Source organism: Eremococcus coleocola ACS-139-V-Col8 (assembly GCF_000183205.1).
Lineage (GTDB): Bacteria > Bacillota > Bacilli > Lactobacillales > Aerococcaceae > Eremococcus > Eremococcus coleocola.
In genome coordinates, this window is the sequence record NZ_AENN01000001.1 from 1 (window position 1) to 19,009 (window position 19,009).

A 19,009-nucleotide genomic window follows, 5' to 3' on the forward strand; every position below is an offset into this window, starting at 1 on the left:
TACTGTAAAGAAGGGTGAATATTTATATTTGATTGCTAGAAAATATGGTTTAACTGTAAGCAAATTAAAAGCATTAAATAATTTATCCTCAAATGTACTCTTGACAGGTCAAGTGCTAAAAGTCACAGAAGGTGAAATTGATTCAACCATTACTAATCCGGAAACAAGTCCAATTAAGAGAAGTACTGATAACTTTCCTGATTTATCTCGTGCTAATGCTATTGAAGTTGATTATGATGTTAAATTAAATTCAAAAACTGAACCATTCAGAACTAGCATAAACCTAGCTTCTAAACCAATTAATGCAGTCAATAAATTTGGTCAACGCTTTACTGTAACTCGCGAATTCTATGAAAATGGTCAAAAATACTTGGAACTTAGTCAAAATGGAATGGTTAAAGGTTATGTTCCAGCAAGTGCCGCTGTAAAAGTACCAAAAAATTCAAAAGTTATTTATCTAGATGCAGGACATGGCGGAAGTGAAACAGGAGCCTATTCATTTGGTACGGCTGAAAAAAATCTTAACTTAAATATTACCCGTCGTTTGTCTAGTGACTTACGTAAACAAGGTTATACTGTTTATGAATCCAGAACAACAGATAAAGCTATCCCATTAAATCAAAGAACTATCGAACCTAATCGGATTATGCCAGATTTATATTTAAGTGTTCACCATAATGCTATGCCTAATCCAGGTTCTGCTAGAGGAATTGAAACCCTTTATCACAATTCAAGTATTGATGAAGAGGGTTATATGACCATGGCACACCATAAGTACACTAACTTACAAGCAGAAAGCAAACGGTTAGCTGACACAGTTCAAAGCTATCTTATTGCCGAAACCGGAGCAGTAAATCGGGGTGCTCGCCCACAAAACCTTCATGTCACAAGAACAAACGATGCACCAGCTATTTTAGTTGAACTTGGCTTCCAAGATAATTATAGTGAGTATAAGAATCTCACCTCACCAAGTTACCAAAATAAACTGATCAAAGGTTTATTAAAAGGTATCAATGCTTTCTTGAATTAAAGAAATAATTAGACTAGAAACTAGGCAACTAGTTTCTAGTTTTTTTAATTTCAACCATTGACAATTTTTGATTTATCTTAAGTTGCTATGCTATAATAAAAAAGAAACATAGAAAAAAGGAGTTTTAATATGGGATTTTTTGATTTTTTAAAAGGAAATAAGGAAAACACACAAAATCAAGTTCTAGAATTTAAAGTTTATAGTCCTTTAAAAGGTAAACATGTTGCATTGAGTGATGTGTCTGATGCTGCTTTTTCATCAGGAGCCTTAGGAAACGGACTGGCAATTATACCCGAAGAAGGTAAATTATTTGCACCAGTTGATGGTACTATCATGACTTTATTTCCAACCGGACATGCTGTGGGCATTAAATCCGCCGAAGGAGCAGAGATCCTAATCCATATTGGAATGGATACTGTAACCTTAGACGGTGACGGATTCAATATCTTGGCTGCTGCAGATCAAACTGTCAAAAAAGGCGATTTACTGATTGAATTTGATATTCAAAAGATTCAGGCAGCTGGTTTAGAAATTATTACTCCTGTAGTGATTACCAATTCTGGAGATTATGCAAGTGTCACGGATGTAGCCAGTGAGATAGTAACTCCTGGAGATGAGATTATCCAAGTCAATAAATAATTTCTATTTGCTAAATTGAAAGGAGCTTTCCATGACTAAAGTCTATACTAATTTTTGGCATAGTCGACGTGATAATGTTATCAAGCAGCATGGGAGTTATAAAACCGAAGATGAAGCATTAGAAGGAATCAAAGCTTGGTGGGAAATTCATAAAGAGAAGTTTGAAGATATGCAAACCCGCCGTACAAATTCTGGTGCTTTAGAAATAACATATCTACCTGATGATAATTATTATTATCGGATTGAAGCTAAAGAAATTGAGGGTGCTTTACCAAGTGCAAAACCCAAAAAACGCTCTAAAGGTGAAATTGAAAAACTAAGAAGTACCCATCAACTAAATGAAGAAGCATTTCTCTTTGAAGAATTACCTGAACCATACCAAGATCGTTTAATTATTTGTATGAATGATGGTAAAGCTTTACTGAACTTTACTTATGATCAACACGGACGGCCAATTAAGAGATTCGCTTAATATGCAAAATGAAGATTTCCTAGATTAGATTAATTATGGCTAGTCTAGGAATTTTTATTTAAAAATTATAATACATATTATGTAAACTCAAACTAGTTTGTTCCAATTGGTTAGTCCACGATTCGCTTCTTCTCTTCTACATCTTACGAGGTGGAACTTCCGAATTGGTATCTGGCTTCATTGGTAACTTTGTTCTAACTGTATCATCTTGAATAATGATTTGTTTAAAAGCAGCATTTTCATCACTGGTCTGATAAGTCCCTGTGGGAATGTCTTGAGCAGAAATAGCTGTCGCTAAGCAACTTGTAGCAAATAATATGGTCAATAAACGCCCTAATTTCTTCAATATGCACTCATTATAATATTTTACTATTGGACCCATCCCAACTTCTACATAAATATAAATAATTCTATGTTTATTTAATTTATACCAATTTTAAAACAATTTGATTTGATGAAACGACACTAAAAGTATACCTAGAAAAATAATTACATATTGTAATTTACTTAAATTATTAAGAAAGCGTTTTTATCTGTCAAGGCTACTAATCATTATGAATTAATTATAAGGAATCACCCTTTAACTAGGATTGTTTGAAGTTTCTCCTGACTTTGATATCAAAACATTTCGATAAGAGCTTACAATCAGCTTTTATCGAGGTTTATTTAATCTAGTATTTATCTATTCACTTATAATCTTAATAATAATATCGGGCTGAAAATATGTAAATCGACTCATTCTCAACTTGATAAATTAAACGGTGCTCATCAGTAATCCGAGGGGACTATTTACCAGATAATTCGTGTTTTGAAAGTTCAGTCCTGTCGATGCTGGTATATTCTTCCAGAATATCAATATTTAAATGAGCTAGATATTGGTCAGCTAAGGATGCGTAGTCTGACATATCAGCACGATCAGCACAATTTGGACACTGGGTACGGATTTTTTTCAAGATAGTCCCATATTTCTTACAAAGCTTAGATTATTTGGCGCAAACAAAACATAACCCACTGCTATTCCCTGGTCATACAAGAGTAAGAGCCTTTTTCCATGATCTAGATATTCCCGGCAATACATCAGTAGCGTAAAGCGGCACCGTTCTAGGTTGCTTTAATTTTTGGATTACCCGTTTGAATACAGCTTTGGTGAACCTGGGCTTAATAAGCAGCTTGATATGGGATAATTTGCATAAGCTCCCTCCTTCTTGGTTATAATTACAAATAAATAAGACCGACTCTCATGCTATTGTTGCACAGGAGTCGGTCTTTGTATTTATTGCTTAGAATGAATACCTAAGCTTATTTAATATTCCGTGATTCTAAGCCTTCACCTTCAAGATATTCTCTAAAAGGTACTAAATCTTGCGCTTCATATTTTTCTTTAAAGGCATTGATTTGATCGGTAGAGAAAAGTTTAGGATCGAGTTCTAAGACTTCAACTGGTAATGGACGATGGTGGGTAATTTTGGCATCAATAACCACCGTTTTACCGGCTTTATTGGCAGCTACGGCTTCGGCCATAACCTTGTCCATGTCTTCAATTCGTTCGACATGGAAGCCTACCGCACCTTGGGCATCCGCAATCTTTGCATAGTCAACATCCATAAAGTCTACCCCAAATAAGTGTTCATTGGTATCCTCATATTTATTTTTAATGAAGGCATACTCAGTATTTGAGAAGACAACATTGATAACTGGTAAATTATATTGAACGTTAGTAGCAACATCAGGATAAGACATATTAAAGGCGCCATCCCCCATAATATTCCATACTTGACGGTCTGGATTATCTTTTTTAGCTGCAATCCCACCAGGTAATGCAATCCCCATGGTTGCAAATAATGGCGAGGTCCGCCACATATTCTTAGAATTCATATGTAAGTGACGAATTGAAGTTTGGGTTGAATTGCCCACATCAATGGAAAAAATAGCATCTTGGTCAGCATATTTATTGATGGCGTTGTATACTTGATACAATTGTAATTCGCCTTCAGTCTTCCCTTCAAGCATCTTCATATAGTCGCGCCAGTTTTGGTTATTTTTGATATTAGCTCGCCACCAAGCTGAATCTTCGACAGGGTTTACCTTATCTAAGATAGCTTGAGCAGCTTGACCAGCATCACCTAGAATAGCTGCATCTAAAGCATGACGTTTACCTAATTTATGTGGGTCAATATCTACTTGAATAAATTTATCAACATTTTTAAAGGCTTCGTAGATTTCTGCAAATGGGAAGTTTGAACCCAAGAAAAGCACAGTATCGGCTTCAAAAACCACTTCGTTGGCAGGTTTCCAACCGACGCGATAAGCAGAACCAGTTAAACCTTCATAATCCCAATCAAAGGCATCAAAGTTCTTACCAGTAGTAATAATTGGAGCCTTGATTTTTTTAGATAATTCAGTAATAACGTCCCCTGCTTGATTACCACCAAAACCAGCATAAATCACTGGACGTTTAGCTTCATTTAAGATAGCTACAGCTTGATCAATATCTGCTTGATTTAATTCAGGTAACAAGAATTCTCTTTGATAAGATCCTGAACCATAATATGAATCTTCATCGATTTCTTCCCAACCATAATTGACTGGGATTTCAACGACCGCAGGACCTTTATAAGCAATGGCTGCACGAGCTGCTTCGTCAATAACCTTAGGTAATTGTTCTGCATAAGCCACCCGTTTATTGTAAACAGCGACCCCAGAATACATTGGGTTTTGGTTTAATTCTTGGAAAGCATCTAAATTTAATTCCTTTTCAGGACGTGAACCTAGGATAGCTAAGAAAGGAATATTGTCCATTTTAGCATCATAAATCCCATTTATTAAATGCGTGGCACCAGGACCGCCAGAACCCACCGCAACTCCCAAAGGTCCGCCAAATTTCTTTTGCATAACGGCTGCTAAAGCACCAGTTTCCTCATGACGAACTTGTAAAAATTGGATATCCTTATCTTCTGCTAAAGCATCCATCAATGACCCTAAAGTACCTGATGGAATACCATAGATAGTATCTACACCCCAGGTTTTTAAGACATTTAACATTGCTTTACTTGCGCTGATTTTTCCTTGAGTCAAGATGACTCCCCCTTTAGATTAATAGTTTATATTAATTAACAACATGTACTAAATTATCATATTACTAATAGGGTTTCCAAACAAATGCTCATAAGAAAACGTTTTATTAAAAATAAACTTCAGCCAGCTAATTTAACTTGATCAATCCTTATTAAATAGTATTCGATCTAAATACAATAATTATCAAAATATAGGCTGATAAGACTAAAAGAAACATCAGGATTATGCCCCATCCTGCCCCTAAAACAGCACCGAACTCTGGGTTTTGGCTTATACCTAAGCTTAGTAATTTTGAAACTAAGGCAGTTGAGATTGCCCCCATGTATTGCTGCCCTAAATTCATCAAGGTGTTTGCATCAGCTTCCAAATTATCTTCAATTTGTCCATAGCTGTGAGTCATAATATTCGATAAAGATAAGGCAATTCCTAACATCATCATGACATGAACGACTAATAAGCTCCAAATTGGTAGCTGATGATAATAAATAACAAAGATAAGTAAAGCAAATAAACTAAGCGTCAGTCCTGCTAATATCGGTTTTTTGGGGCCTAGAGAATCATAAAGACGACCAGCAAGGGGTAGAACTAAGGATAGGACAATAGGCCCTAAAAACATGAAATTTCCAGCTTGCGTCGTCGATAGTCCGCGACCAAGTTGTAAATAATTAGGAATAATAAAAGACATACCTAACAATAAGGCCTGATAAGTCAAGGCTCCCCATAAGAAAACCAAATAATGCCCTTTAGAAAATAAATTTAAATTAATCAATGGATTGTTTCTATTGGATTGATAAAAAGCAAAAGCGGCCAGAAAAGCAAGCATCCATTGATACCATAAATTTTGTTCGATAGCTAATAAACTTGTGACCAAGAAAGCTGCCAAACCTATAAAAGCGGGCCCATTAAATACTTCTCCACGCCCTACTGGTTCTTGTGGGATTGCCCAAAGACCACCGGCCAAAGACAGGACTAATAAAGGCAATAATAGCCAAAAAATTGCGTGCCAATCCAACATTTCAGTTAAGATTCCACCATAAGTTGGACCAATGGCTGGCGCAAATGAGGTAGTCATCGATCCAACCCCCATCATCAAGCCGCGTTTATCCTGATGAACTTTTGTAAGAATGATATGAAACATTAATGGTAATGCTAAACCGGTCGCAAATCCTTGTAAAATTCGACCCAATAGCAGGATTATAAAGGATTGAGCGAAACTATCAATCACTAGCCCACTCAGGAAAAGTAAATTAGCCGTGATAAAAAGATTTCTAATAGAAAAATTTCTGACTAAGTAAGCAAATGAAGGTACGACAATTGAAACTGCTAATAGATAGGCAGTAGTCACCCATTGGACCTGACTTGCTAATAAATTGAATTGAGACATTAGTAAAGGAAAGGTAACATTCATTGAGGTTTCAACTAGAATACCTCCAAAGCTCATTACAGCTGTCATTATAACCGCTGGAATGACCCGCCATTGTTTAGTTTCAGACATTAATATTTTACTCCTTGCATGATAAATTACATTAGCTCTTATTTTACCTAAATATTACTATCCTATCAAATTAAAGAGTATAAATGTAAAAAAATAAAAACAACCGAGCTCTTAGGCCCGGCCGTTTTTTAGAAGGCTAAATATTAGATTTTTTTACTTTGTAAGCTATCAATAACTTCGTTAGCTTCAGCAAACATTTCTTCAATAATTTGTTTAACTGGTTTTACTTCTTTAATAATACTTGCGATTTGACCATAAGTAACAATTTCGTTTTCAACATCACCAGTTGATGCAGCTTTAACTAATGAAGGGATAGTATAAGCTTCTAATTTTTGGAAAGTCATACCTTCTTCTTTATCCATAGCGATATGTTTTGGAGCAGCCGCATTCTTTTCAATACGCATTGGCGCACCAGAATTGCTACCTGATAATACAGTTGCTGTATCATTTGCTTTAACTACGGCTTGTTTGTAGTTATCATGAATTGGAGCTTCAACAGACGCTACGAAGGCAGTACCAACTTGAACCCCGTCAGCACCTAAAGCATAGGCTGCAGCCACACCATGACCATCTGCAATACCACCTGCACAAACAACTGGAATATGATCAACCGCTGCAACAGCTTGTTGGCAAAGTGTAAATGTAGTAGCCGTACCTACGTGTCCACCTGCTTCAGTACCTTCTACAACAACCCCATCAGCACCATTGTCTTCCATTTTCTTAGCCACACGGCCAGAAGGAACAACTGGGAAGATAATACCACCAGCATCATGAATTGGTTTGATATAAGGAACTGGGTTACCAGCGCCAGTGGTAAAGAATTTAACGCCTTCTTCTAAGAAAATAGGAATAATATCATCAGCGTTACCAGTAATAATTGCAACGTTGGCACCAAAAGGTTTATCAGTTAATTCTTTGATTTTACGGATATCTTCACGTACTGCTTCAGGTTTAGCACCAGCAGTTGCTAAAATACCCATACCACCTGCATTAGAAACTGCAGCAACTAATTCTGGACGAGAAACCCCACCCATAGCTCCACAAAAGATTGGATATTGAATACCTAACATTTCAGTTAAACGACCCATTATAACATCCTCCTAAAAATTTATTTAAATCCTAGAGTGACAACAACATTGAAACCTGAGGAGTAAATATATATGTTATTCACTTCACAATAAAATCATACCACCATTATGAAAGCGTGTCAATTTATTTTGTGAATTTTTCACTTATCTTTATTAATAGCATTTTAAGAAATTTTAATAGATAATTATTTTGTGTAATGATTTACAATTTGTTAACAATTCGGCTGGTTGGATAAGCCAAATCTACTTGATCATGACTGGCTATATATTCCAATACCTCTTCCTAAATATTATTTTCAATTTCTCGTCGAGTTCGAGGATCACAAAGAAAACGCATGGTTAAGTTTACACCAGACGGTTCTACTGTGGTATACACGATTGGTGTAAAATTATTATAATAGATCATATACTTTCGGGCAGCATTCTTAACTTCTTGTTCTGCATCCGCTGAAAAACGTAAAGCGTGATGATCAACAATTGCAGAAAAATCTGTCTTAGCTTGGCGCCAGTCTGATTCGAAAGTTAGCACTATCGATAATTCATTCCAAATATAAGCAAAGCCCTTGATATCATTAATTAAGGGGTATTGAAAGATAAAGCGGTTAGGGATATCAATGATAGAACCTGTACTCTGTCCCCCTTTATTTGAATCATACAACTGAACTAATGAAAACTGAAACAGTCGAATATCAATGACATCTCCTTTTTGACCATTGATTTCAATCCGGTCCCCCATCCAAAAAGGACGCCGAATAATAATAAAAAGCCACCCGACCATGTTAACAATAATGTCACGTAAGGCAACAGCTAGACCCGCAGAGAATAAACCTAAGAAGGTTGAAATAGAGCCTACCCTACGAAACCAGATAAAAATTAAGGCAAAAACAAAAATAATAGACCCAATATAATTGACCGTCTTACGGCTACGGTATAGTTGATTATTATCCAAATTAAAACTAGCCAGTTTGCGATTAATTAACCGAGTGATTAATAGAATAATGCCTAAAATGATAAAAGAAAGCAGGACCTGGCTTATCCAAAAGCGGTCCTGCAATAAATCATTGATAAAAGCCATATAAGCCCCCTATTCTTTACTGTCAACGCTTAAAGAAGAGAATTCAGAGAGTGGCCAAATAATGTGGGTCGCCTGCCCATGTAAAGCATCCATATCAACAAAACCGATAACCCGACTATCCGTTGAGTTTTGTCGGTTATCTCCCATAACAAAGACTTTACCCTCAGGCACGGTACTTTCACCTGTTAATTCCTCTAAGCTAAAATCTTCTGTAAACTTGCCGCCAGTATATTCAGATTTTTTGCTATCTAGGTAAGGTTCAGCTACCACTTGACCATTTAAAAATAATTGATCATCTTTAAATTCAATCGAATCTCCTGGCATACCAATCACGCGTTTAACAAATAATTTAGTCTTGTCAGGTGAATCAAGGACAACGACATCAAAACGGTTAATTTTAGCTAATTTCCATAGGAAAAGACGTTCGCCATCTTGAAGGGTGTTATCCATCGAGTGACCATCCACTTGAACTTGTTGAAAAACAAAGGTGGTTAAAAGAATTGCAACTGCAATCCCAATGACAATCGATACGATAAATTCAAAAGCTTCAGATAAAAAGTGTTTCATAAATTTCCTCAATTTCTATTTTTTGAAAAATCCAGTGATGCCGCGGGTAATCATTTTCCCTAATTCCCGTCCAACTGAAGACATCATATTCTTAGTAAACCGGTCCATTTCTGAATCAGTCCGACGACTAGATGTCTTATTCTTTTTAATTTGTTTAGCTAATTCAGCTTCTAGTTCTTTGATTCGGGCATTACTTTCAGAAGTATTTGCTTGGTCGAGCTTACTTTCAGCTTGAGTTTGAACATCTTTTAAATTATCCTCGGAAGCTGCGACAACTTTAGCCAATTGTTCATGGGCTGATTCACGGTTGACTGCTTCTTGATATTTCGCTAATAAAGAAGATTGGTTCATGATAGATAACTTAACTTGAGGGTCAATTAAGCCTACTTTACTCTTTGGCGGATAAATCATCACTGCTTGAGCATAAGACGGTGTGCCATCTTCTTGAAGCGTAGACACCACCGCTTGGCCTGTTTGTAATTCTTGGATGACTTTTTCTAAATCCATATCAGCAGCTTGTCGGAATCCCTGAGCCGCTGCCGCAACATTCTTTAACTCTTTAGGCGTATAGGCTCTTAAGCCATGTTGAATCCGATTACCAAGTTGATTAGCTACTTGGTCAGGAATATCAGTGGGATTTTGGGTAATAAAGAATACCCCTACCCCTTTAGAACGAATTAAACGAACCGTTAATTCGATTTGATCTAACAGGACCTTAGGTGTCCCATCAAACAAGACATGGGCTTCATCGAAGAAGAAGACTAACTTAGGTTTTTCTAGGTCCCCTACTTCTGGTAAATTTTCAAATAGATCAGAGAGAATAGCTAAAAGCACCGTAGCGTACATCAAAGGATACCGGTAAAGTTGCTCAGCCATTAAGACATTAATCATACCTCTACCATCTTGATCAAATCGCATAAAGTCTTCAATTTCTAGGCTAGGCTCACCAAAAAAATTACCTGCACCTTGTTCCTCTAATACTAATAAAGACCGGAGAATTACTCCAATTGAAGCAGAAGAGATATTGCCATAATGACCAGATAGATCTTTAGCGTGTTGACCTACGTAATTAATCATGGCTCGTAAATCAAGTAAATCAATCAGTAATAGACCTTCAGCATCCGCAACCGAAAATACAACATTTAAAATACCCGTTTGGGTATCATTTAAACCTAAGAGGCGGGCTAATAGAATTGGACCCATAGCAGAAACTGTCATTCTTAACGGAATACCTGTTTGACCGAGGATATCCCAAAGTTCAAGTGTAAATTTACTCGGATCATAATCTTCATAATGAGTTGCTTCTAATCGTTCTTGTAAATTATCTGAATTATTTGCTTCAGCAAGCGAAGCTAGGTCCCCTTTTATATCTGATAAAAAAACGGGTACCCCGGCTTGACTTAATTGTTCAGCAATTACCTTAAGCGTCACAGTTTTACCGGTTCCAGTAGCTCCAGCAATTAAACCATGACGATTTAACTTATCTAAACATAGATTAGCAGGCGTGGATCCATAACCAAAGGTAATTTCTTGGCTCATTCCTTCTCCTCCATTCACTGTCTACTGCCTTTATTTTATCACTTGTTTGGCTAATATTCTATTTTTAAAAGATGAAAAATATAAGAATAAAGCGATTAAATTCTATGATACAAAAAAAGAACTGAGTCAACACTCAGTTCTAGAAACAATCAATCAGTCAAATACCGGGTATAATCAGCTGTACGAAGCAGACGATTGGCATTTTCAACCCGTTCTGCTGTAGGGGGTTCCACCCCTTTTAAGCGATAAGGATAACCCAAGGCTTCATACTTGTAAACCCCCATCTTATGATAAGGTAATACTTCAAATTTATGAACATTTCCCAAAGTAGCCACATAATCGCCTAGGCGTTGTAAATACTCATCGTAATCAGTTCGTGTCGGTACAAGAACATGTCTCACCCAAATGGCTTTATCGATTGAGGCTAAATATTCAGCCATTTCCAAGATATTTTGATTACGAACTCCTGTTAATTTACGGTGTCCCACTGGATCAATATGTTTTATATCAAATAAAACTAAATCAGTGTACTTCATCAATTCATGGAACTTAGAAAAGAAAGGATCTTCTTTTGTAAATGGCCCACCACAGGTATCTAAAGTAGTATTTACACCATGCTCTTTGCAAATCTTGAAATATTCAATTAGAAAATCAATTTGGAGCATTGGTTCTCCACCTGACACGGTGACACCACCTTTTTCACCCCAAAAAGCCCGATATTTTATGGCTTCATCGAATAACTGTTGAGCAGTATATTCATGTCCGCCAAAGGTATTCCAAGTATCAGGATTGTGGCAAAATTCGCAGCGTAAACGACAACCTTGCATAAAGGTCACAAAACGAATGCCTGGGCCATCAACTGAGCCAAAACTTTCTGTTGAGTGAATATTACCAATGACAGGTGTTTTTACTTCGGTCATTGCCACAACCTCTTTCTACTTGGATTAAATATTACATTGAAGAATGCATTGTACGATTAATTACATCCATTTGTTGTTCACGGGTCAACTTAATAAAGTTAACAGCGTAACCAGATACCCGAATCGTTAATTGAGGGTAGTTTTCTGGGTGATCCATGGCATCTAATAAGGTGTCACGGTTGAAGACGTTGACGTTTAAATGGTGACCACCTTCAACAGAGTAACCATCTAGCATAGAAACTAAGTTAGTCTTTTGAACTTCTTCTTCTTTACCTAAAGCCTTAGGAATGATTGAGAAGGTATTAGAAATTCCATCAAGTGAGTAATCATAAGGTACTTTAGCCACAGATAATAGTGAAGCTAGCGCACCATGGGTATCACGGCCATGCATTGGGTTAGCGCCTGGTGCAAATGGAGCACCGGCACGACGACCATCAGGAGTATTACCTGTTTTTTTACCGTAAACCACATTAGAAGTAATCGTAAGGATTGAAGTGGTATGAATTGCGTTACGATAAGTTTTATGTTTCTTAACCATTGACATGAATTTCTTCAATAAGTCAACCCCAATTTGGTCAGCCCGATCATCGTTATTACCGTATTTAGGGAATTCGCCTTCAATTTCAAAGTCAACAACTAAACCATTTTCATCACGGATCGTTTTAACCTTAGCATACTTGATGGCTGATAATGAGTCGATAGCTACTGAGAAACCAGCAATACCAGTTGCCATAGTCCGTTTGATATTAGTATCCTGTAAAGCCATTTCAATAGATTCATATGAGTATTTATCATGTGAATAGTGGATAACATTTAAAGTATTGATGTATAGTCCAGCTAACCATTCTAGCATTTGATCGTATTTAGCTACGACTTCGTCATAATCTAAGTATTCTGAGTCAATACCTTGATATTGAGGTCCTACTTGAGTTTTAAGACGTTCGTCAACTCCACCATTGATAGCGTAAAGCAAAGCTTTGGCTAAGTTAGCACGGGCACCGAAGAATTGCATTTGTTTACCAATTTCCATGGCAGAAACACAACAAGCAATACCATAATCATCGCCCCAATGTGGACGCATAACTTCATCATTTTCATATTGGATAGCTGAAGTTTCGATTGAAATTTTAGCAGTATAACGTTTGAAGTTTTCAGTTAAACGTGGTGACCAAAGCACTGTTAAGTTTGGTTCTGGTGCAGGTCCTAAGTTAGTTAAAGTATGTAAGAAACGGAATGAATTCTTAGTAACTAACGGACGACCATCTAAGCCAACCCCAGCAATTGATTCAGTTACCCAAGTTGGGTCGCCAGAGAATAATTCATTATATTCTTGAGTACGAGCAAATTTAACTAAACGTAATTTCATTACGAAATGGTCAACAATTTCTTGAGCTTCTTGTTCAGTCAAAGTACCTTCTTCTAGGTCACGTTGAATATAAATATCCAAGAAAGTAGAAGTACGTCCAAGTGACATAGCCGCACCATTTTGTTGTTTAATAGCTGCTAAATAACCTAAGTATAACCATTGGAAGGCTTCTTTAGCATTATTAGCTGGTCTTGATAAATCGAAACCATAGATGTTACCTAATTCTTTTAATTCATCTAAAGCACGATATTGTTCAGAGACTTCTTCACGAAGACGCATCACATCTTCTGCCATATTTCCATCACCAATATTTGCGAAGTCTTTTGATTTTTCTTCTTTTAGACGGTCAACACCATATAAAGCCACCCGACGGTAGTCTCCGATAATACGACCACGGCCATAAGCATCTGGTAGACCAGTAATGATGGCAGCGTGACGTGCTTTACGCATTTCAGGGGTATAAATATCAAATACTGCTTGGTTATGAGTTTTACGGTAATCAGTAAAGATATGTTTTACTTCTTCATCAATTTCATAACCATAAGATTTAGCAGCATCTACAGACATCCGGATACCACCAAATGGTTGTAATGAACGTTTGAACGGTTTGTCAGTTTGTACCCCAACAATTTTTTCTTTATCTTTATCAAGATAACCTGCTTCATGAGAAGTAATTGTTGAAACAATCTTTGTATCTAAGTCTAAAACACCACCTGCATCACGTTCTTGTTTGGTCAAGTCCATCACTTGATCCCATAACTCAACTGTTTCTTGGGTTGGTGTTTCTAAGAAACTTTCGTCACCTTCATATAAAGTGTAGTTTTTTTGAATAAAGTCACGTACATTAATTTCTTCTCTCCAAGTTTTACCTTGGAATCCTCTCCATTGCTCCATACAATGCACCTCCAAAATTTTTCATAACTTGTGAACTACTTATCATGATTCTATTTTAAATGATACAGAATTAAATTTCAAGTGTTACAGTTAAAAAAGTTGCATATTTCATAAAAGGCTTAAAATTAATAATGAAAACGAAGTCACAATTTTCATAATAAAACTGTTATAGTATATTCTAGGCTTGTGAATTAAATAAATAATTATAAAATGTAAATAAAAAAGAAGCAAACAAGAAGCCGAAAATTTATAATTTCGGCTTTGTCTGCTCTTTCTAGTCACTAATTATTAAACAGTTTTGCTTTAAGCGTATACTTCATCCACATTATGTTTTTCATCAACCACAATAAATAACCGTTTATCTGCACTTACTTTAGCAGACATGAAGATATTTTCAGTACCGCCCTCTTCGTTGGTTGCGAATGGGAAATAAACTAATTCAGGATCACGATTATCCCAATCAAGGGTAATCCATTCAATATCACGATTCTTGACCACTGTTTCAAAAATTCCAACTTCTAACGAACCTTTATTGATATCATTTGTTTCGATGGTATCAGCTTCTGGTAAAATTTCAATTTTTAGTCCTTGAGCTGGGTGAATTTCGATAATATTTCCACCGTTAATGCGGCCAACACTGGTAGAAATACGACGGATCCATAAGTCGCCAATGTGTTTAACATCTACTTTCCAATCGCCACCATTATGAAAATGAAATTTTAAAGATTTTAAGTTTGCAGTCATGAAAATTCCTCTTTTCTATTTATTCGATATAATTAGTTTACCATGAATTTTATAATTTGTTAATGGCATCACATAATTTTCTGAAAATGTTTTCAATAAACTTAATCTGCTACACCTAAAGCAATTTTACCAAAACGACTAATTCGGTCCATCGTCCACATAGGTTGGAAAGTCAACTGAAAGTCTAAGGCTTCAATTTCATCAATTTCTGAAAGTACATAACGAATATCATTTTCTAGATAATCAACAAGTGGACAACCCGGTGTGGTTAAAGTCATAAGCATAGTGCATAAGCCTTTGTCGTCTAAACCAATTTCATAGACTAAACCTAGATTAACAATATCAATTCCCAATTCCGGGTCAATGACCCGATACAATTGATTAACAAAATCTTCCCGCAGGCTTACGGCACGGTCTTTCCAAACAATACCATATTCTTTTTCTTCCATTATGTCACCTCTTTTATCAAATATTATTTTAGCAAATTAAAATAAGACTCGCAAAATTTCTGAGAGTCTTGTTAACTTATCTAGATTCTTGACTATCTTCTAGTGGCCACCTCCGGGCATCATCCTCATCGAGGTCATATTTGATTCTAAGCTTGCGGTCAGTTCAAGACTTTCTTGTCCATTTGAACATGAATAAAGCCAAGCACTTGCCCACTAGCTTCATTCTGGTAAACATAAATAAAATGGTGGCCCCTATCCTGGCTTAATTTTTCAATTTGTCTACTAACTAAATCAAGACTAGCATCATAACCAAGGGCTATATCACAGATATGACGGATTGATGCGGCATCGCTTGTTCTTATCTCTCTAATCAATTTATATCACTCCAGCCTACTTCAATCTTTAATTATTGACTGATAATAATTTACTTTTCAAAATTAATATTTGCTGTATAAACACCAATTAGTATAATGATGGCCCCAAGAATCTGCAATATAGAAATGCTTTCACCTAAAATTAAGTTGCCAGCAAGAATTGAAACCACCGTCGAAATTCCAACAAAAGATGAGGTACGATTGACACCTATTTTGGAAATTGCATAATTTGACAAGAAAAAGGCGCCGATGGAACAAGCAAGCCCTTGATAAATAACCGCCAGTGAAAAAGTCTGATCCTTAAATGGAATCATTAGAAGACTGCTTAACTGACCTTGCCATAAAGCCTCGCCCAGGGCTAAAGAACTGAAACAAAGGGCTCCCATTAATAGCATGATATAAGTTATTTCTACATCTGAGTAGTCTACAGCTTTTTCAACAAAAACACTATACAAGGCATAGGCTAGGACTCCCATTAATAAAAAACTATATCCTATAATTGATAAACTAGAGGAAAGTCCCAAAGCTGCTATGATTAACAGCACCCCAAATAAAGTGGTTAAAATACCTATTATTTGAAATTTACTTGGTATCTCTTTCAAGATGAGCGAGGAACAAATTAGAGAAGCAATTGGGATACACGCTAATAAAATACCACTTTCAGAAGCAATGGTATGATTAATCCCCACCGTTTCCCCCAAAAAATAGAGACAAGGACTAAAGATTGAAACTGAAAGTAAGGGCTTTAACTTTTTACCTTTCAAATTTACTTTGATGAAGCCGAACATAACCATTAAGGTCATTATGAAGAAAGCTAACACAAAGCGCCAACCTAATAGTGCCAAGGCGGTGGCTGATCCTGTAGCGGATTTGGTAAACAGATAGGACAAGCCAAACAGACTTTCACAGCAAATAGCCGCCAAAGAACCGCGCCATAAATTTTTACTTGCTTCTAGTTCCATTAATATCCCCACCTATTTAGATTGATAACATTTTTATTATCCAAAAGAATGTTCTTGTATAACAGCATCTCCGCTTAAAATTATCTTTGTAAATATAATTTTATATAAAAAACACCTACTAAAGTAGGTGCTCAACTTCAAATCTCAATTACATTTGTTTGATATCCAATTGCTTCAATAAATTTGAATAAATCTGGTGTTGCTACAAAAATAGTTTTTTCATTGGTGTTAGGATGGAAACTCATCCGTTCCTCATCTACGATTTCTTTATCAAAAAAGACTTGGATATCATGGTCTTCATTATTTAATAAGCCAAATGGTGAAACGACTCCGGCTGGCAAAGCCATCTTTTCAAATAAACTATCTTCGGAAGCCATCTTCATTTTCTTCTCTTCAACGATTTCAGCAAAGCGATTCATATCGAGACGTTTACCATCATCCATAATTAAAAGATAGAAATTCTTCTTCTTTTTATTGGTTAAAAACATGGTCTTAGTTCTAACCCCTTCGATACCTTCAATAAATAAATCAGCCTGTTCAGTCGTCAGAGCAGGTTCATGTTCTACCAATTGGTATTGAATACCCAATTCTTTTAGTTTGTCGATAACTTTATCAAAAAGTTCCATAAGCTTTCCTCCTCTTTAGTCTATATTTGTATTATACCATAAAGCTAACAAACCATTCCTAAATACAGAGTAAAACTCATGTAGACATTTTTAACTATAGTTTTCCCCCATAAACTGGGAAGAAGCCAAACTCACCGTAATTTTCAATTAATCACTCCTTACGCATATTTTACGAAAGAAGACTACAGCTTCCCAATCTTCTGTTTTAACTTTTAACCTGTTGATGCGTCCAACTTTCTTTAGCAGCAAAAATCTTAGCTGTGATAAAAGCTATAATGCATCCTAAAACTATTCCTCCAAGGATATCCGTAGGATAGTGCACATAAAGATAAAGCCTAGAGTATGAAATCAGAATAGCTAATAGCATAGCTGGATACCTTAAAGGGGTCCTTAGCCGCCAGAGTGTAATAGCAACGGCCCATGAAGAAGCCGTGTGTCCTGAAGGAAAGGAATGGCCAATTGGCGGATAGATTAATAAGTCAACATCCACAATTTCAAAGGGACGGGGCCTTTGAATTATGAATTTTAAAACATTACTCAGAACAGCATAAATAGCTAAACTGGTAAAAACTTGTTTACTATGGTTACGAGTACTAGGAATCAGCCACAAGATTCCGCCTAAAATCAACCAAATCAATGTAAAATTTCCTATTTTTGATAAGAATATCATGTAGGAATCAAAATTAGGGTGAGCCAGATGGGCCTGGATATAATCTAAAATGGCTAAATCATACGTTCTTATAGACATGGTTAGTCCTTTCTAGGGATTAATACATTTAAAGCGTGTGGTACTATTTCTAGCCTTAGAGGAAGTCGTGGACCAGCATCCCCATCAATACGGACACGGTGGCGATGACCATGATCAGTTTGCCTAATTACTATGCTTTTACTATGAAAGTAATGATAATTAGGATTTTGACTTGCTTTCTCTTGCCTTAAGCTAGCAAATATACGGCTAATCTTGCTTTTAGAAGGTTCCGGAAGACACAAGACATGAAAGTAACCCGGATATATCTGTGCTTCTGGTACAAAGTCACGGATGCCCCCTAAAGAATCTGTTAAAGCAATTAATACAATTCGCATCCGCCCTTGAATCCGACCATGGTCATGAAGCAATTCCAATTTTGACGAACGAAAGGTCTTACATATACGAATCAAACTAAATACAAAGGCTAAAAAACCCCATTTACGTTTAGCTTGGCTGGTCACCCGGTTGGCACTTTGGGCTAGATAACCTAAGGTTAAACTTGATATCATATAATGATCGTTTACCCGTCCTAGATCAATTGCTCTCTTTTCTCCTGTCCCGATTAACCGCATGGCTTGGTCAGGATTAATAGGAATTTCTAACGACCGAGCTAAGTTATTTACCGTGCCTAAAGGGATAATGGCTAAGCTTGCTTCGTTGGAACTAGCGAGGATACCGGTGATGATTTGACCTAGGGTGCCATCACCACCCATAGCCACAATTAAATCACACCCTTGGGCACAGGCTGATTTAGCCGCATTGCGGCTATCTGCTCCTTTTTTTGTTTGACATAAGATTATATCTTTAGCTAGGTTTTCTTGTTCTAAATACGTTGCAATTTTCTGGGCATAGATTGGAGCCAACCCCTTGCCAGAATTAATATTATAAATGATTCCAATCTTTTGATAAGTCATCAGCCTATACCCCTTTCTATTCTATGAATAGT

The 19,009-nt window shown here is 36.4% G+C and carries 19 protein-coding genes and 1 pseudogene; 3 read left to right on the forward strand and 17 right to left on the reverse strand.

The genetic code is table 11. The annotated features are described in order from the left end of the window. The 3 genes from HMPREF9257_RS00005 to HMPREF9257_RS00015 all read left to right on the forward strand — a co-directional run. The coding region (locus HMPREF9257_RS00005) for an N-acetylmuramoyl-L-alanine amidase (protein ID WP_040466590.1) at positions 1-1,030 on the forward strand (1,030 nt) is incomplete at its 5' end. Positions 1,031-1,159: 129 nt separating this feature from the next. Then, positions 1,160-1,669 (forward strand): PTS sugar transporter subunit IIA, encoded by a 510-nt coding sequence (locus HMPREF9257_RS00010; protein ID WP_006417585.1) that lies wholly within the window; start codon positions 1,160-1,162, stop codon positions 1,667-1,669. A 31-nt stretch (positions 1,670-1,700) separates the two neighbouring features. Continuing rightward, positions 1,701-2,141, forward strand: coding sequence for a hypothetical protein (locus HMPREF9257_RS00015; RefSeq protein WP_006417613.1), 441 nt, complete (start codon positions 1,701-1,703; stop codon positions 2,139-2,141). Positions 2,142-2,277: 136 nt separating this feature from the next. Here HMPREF9257_RS00015 and HMPREF9257_RS00020 read toward each other — a convergent pair whose 3' ends face one another. The 17 genes and pseudogenes from HMPREF9257_RS00020 to HMPREF9257_RS00095 all read right to left on the reverse strand — a co-directional run bounded on the left by HMPREF9257_RS00020 (position 2,278) and on the right by HMPREF9257_RS00095 (position 18,977). Beyond that, positions 2,278-2,487 carry a hypothetical protein gene (locus HMPREF9257_RS00020; protein WP_006417599.1) on the reverse strand — a complete coding sequence of 70 codons (210 nt, stop codon included), beginning with the start codon at positions 2,485-2,487 and terminating at the stop codon, positions 2,278-2,280. Between the two features lie 352 nt (positions 2,488-2,839). Next, positions 2,840-2,959: pseudogene (locus HMPREF9257_RS09360) on the reverse strand (type II toxin-antitoxin system YoeB family toxin); the annotation flags it as partial. A 481-nt stretch (positions 2,960-3,440) separates the two neighbouring features. Further along, positions 3,441-5,216 (reverse strand): pyruvate oxidase, encoded by a 1,776-nt coding sequence (spxB, locus tag HMPREF9257_RS00025; RefSeq protein ID WP_006417616.1) that lies wholly within the window; start codon positions 5,214-5,216, stop codon positions 3,441-3,443. 151 nt (positions 5,217-5,367) lie between these two features. Then, positions 5,368-6,711 carry an MFS transporter gene (locus HMPREF9257_RS00030; protein ID WP_006417502.1) on the reverse strand — a complete coding sequence of 448 codons (1,344 nt, stop codon included), beginning with the start codon at positions 6,709-6,711 and terminating at the stop codon, positions 5,368-5,370. 143 nt (positions 6,712-6,854) lie between these two features. Then, complete coding sequence (locus HMPREF9257_RS00035; protein WP_006417410.1) at positions 6,855-7,799, reverse strand: NAD(P)H-dependent flavin oxidoreductase; 945 nt, start codon at positions 7,797-7,799, stop codon at positions 6,855-6,857. 283 nt (positions 7,800-8,082) lie between these two features. Further along, entirely contained in the window at positions 8,083-8,874 is a 792-nt protein-coding gene (locus HMPREF9257_RS00040; protein WP_006417482.1) for a mechanosensitive ion channel domain-containing protein, read from the reverse strand. Between the two features lie 9 nt (positions 8,875-8,883). Next, the gene (lepB, locus tag HMPREF9257_RS00045; RefSeq protein WP_006417432.1) at positions 8,884-9,441 is read right to left on the reverse strand and encodes a signal peptidase I; all 558 of its coding nucleotides are present in this window, start codon (positions 9,439-9,441) and stop codon (positions 8,884-8,886) included. Positions 9,442-9,456: 15 nt separating this feature from the next. Then, complete coding sequence (locus HMPREF9257_RS00050) at positions 9,457-10,980, reverse strand: helicase HerA-like domain-containing protein (protein WP_006417472.1); 1,524 nt, start codon at positions 10,978-10,980, stop codon at positions 9,457-9,459. Positions 10,981-11,129: 149 nt separating this feature from the next. Next, complete coding sequence (gene pflA / locus HMPREF9257_RS00055) at positions 11,130-11,900, reverse strand: pyruvate formate-lyase-activating protein (protein WP_006417609.1); 771 nt, start codon at positions 11,898-11,900, stop codon at positions 11,130-11,132. A gap of 31 nt (positions 11,901-11,931) precedes the next feature. Next, on the reverse strand, positions 11,932-14,160 hold the full coding sequence (gene pflB / locus HMPREF9257_RS00060; protein ID WP_006417590.1) for a formate C-acetyltransferase: 2,229 nt from the start codon (positions 14,158-14,160) through the stop codon (positions 11,932-11,934). Between the two features lie 303 nt (positions 14,161-14,463). Further along, positions 14,464-14,904 carry a hypothetical protein gene (locus HMPREF9257_RS00065; protein ID WP_006417510.1) on the reverse strand — a complete coding sequence of 147 codons (441 nt, stop codon included), beginning with the start codon at positions 14,902-14,904 and terminating at the stop codon, positions 14,464-14,466. 101 nt (positions 14,905-15,005) lie between these two features. Further along, on the reverse strand, positions 15,006-15,353 hold the full coding sequence (locus HMPREF9257_RS00070) for a metal-sulfur cluster assembly factor (RefSeq protein ID WP_006417485.1): 348 nt from the start codon (positions 15,351-15,353) through the stop codon (positions 15,006-15,008). A gap of 158 nt (positions 15,354-15,511) precedes the next feature. After that, entirely contained in the window at positions 15,512-15,727 is a 216-nt protein-coding gene (locus tag HMPREF9257_RS00075) for a hypothetical protein (protein WP_006417594.1), read from the reverse strand. A gap of 50 nt (positions 15,728-15,777) precedes the next feature. Further along, positions 15,778-16,689, reverse strand: coding sequence for a DMT family transporter (locus HMPREF9257_RS00080; protein WP_006417466.1), 912 nt, complete (start codon positions 16,687-16,689; stop codon positions 15,778-15,780). Positions 16,690-16,826: 137 nt separating this feature from the next. Then, positions 16,827-17,315, reverse strand: coding sequence for a prolyl-tRNA synthetase associated domain-containing protein (locus tag HMPREF9257_RS00085; RefSeq protein ID WP_006417580.1), 489 nt, complete (start codon positions 17,313-17,315; stop codon positions 16,827-16,829). Between the two features lie 205 nt (positions 17,316-17,520). Further along, complete coding sequence (locus tag HMPREF9257_RS00090) at positions 17,521-18,063, reverse strand: phosphatase PAP2 family protein (RefSeq protein WP_006417452.1); 543 nt, start codon at positions 18,061-18,063, stop codon at positions 17,521-17,523. Between the two features lie 2 nt (positions 18,064-18,065). Then, complete coding sequence (locus HMPREF9257_RS00095; protein ID WP_006417572.1) at positions 18,066-18,977, reverse strand: diacylglycerol/lipid kinase family protein; 912 nt, start codon at positions 18,975-18,977, stop codon at positions 18,066-18,068. Between the last annotated feature and the right edge of the window lie 32 nt (positions 18,978-19,009).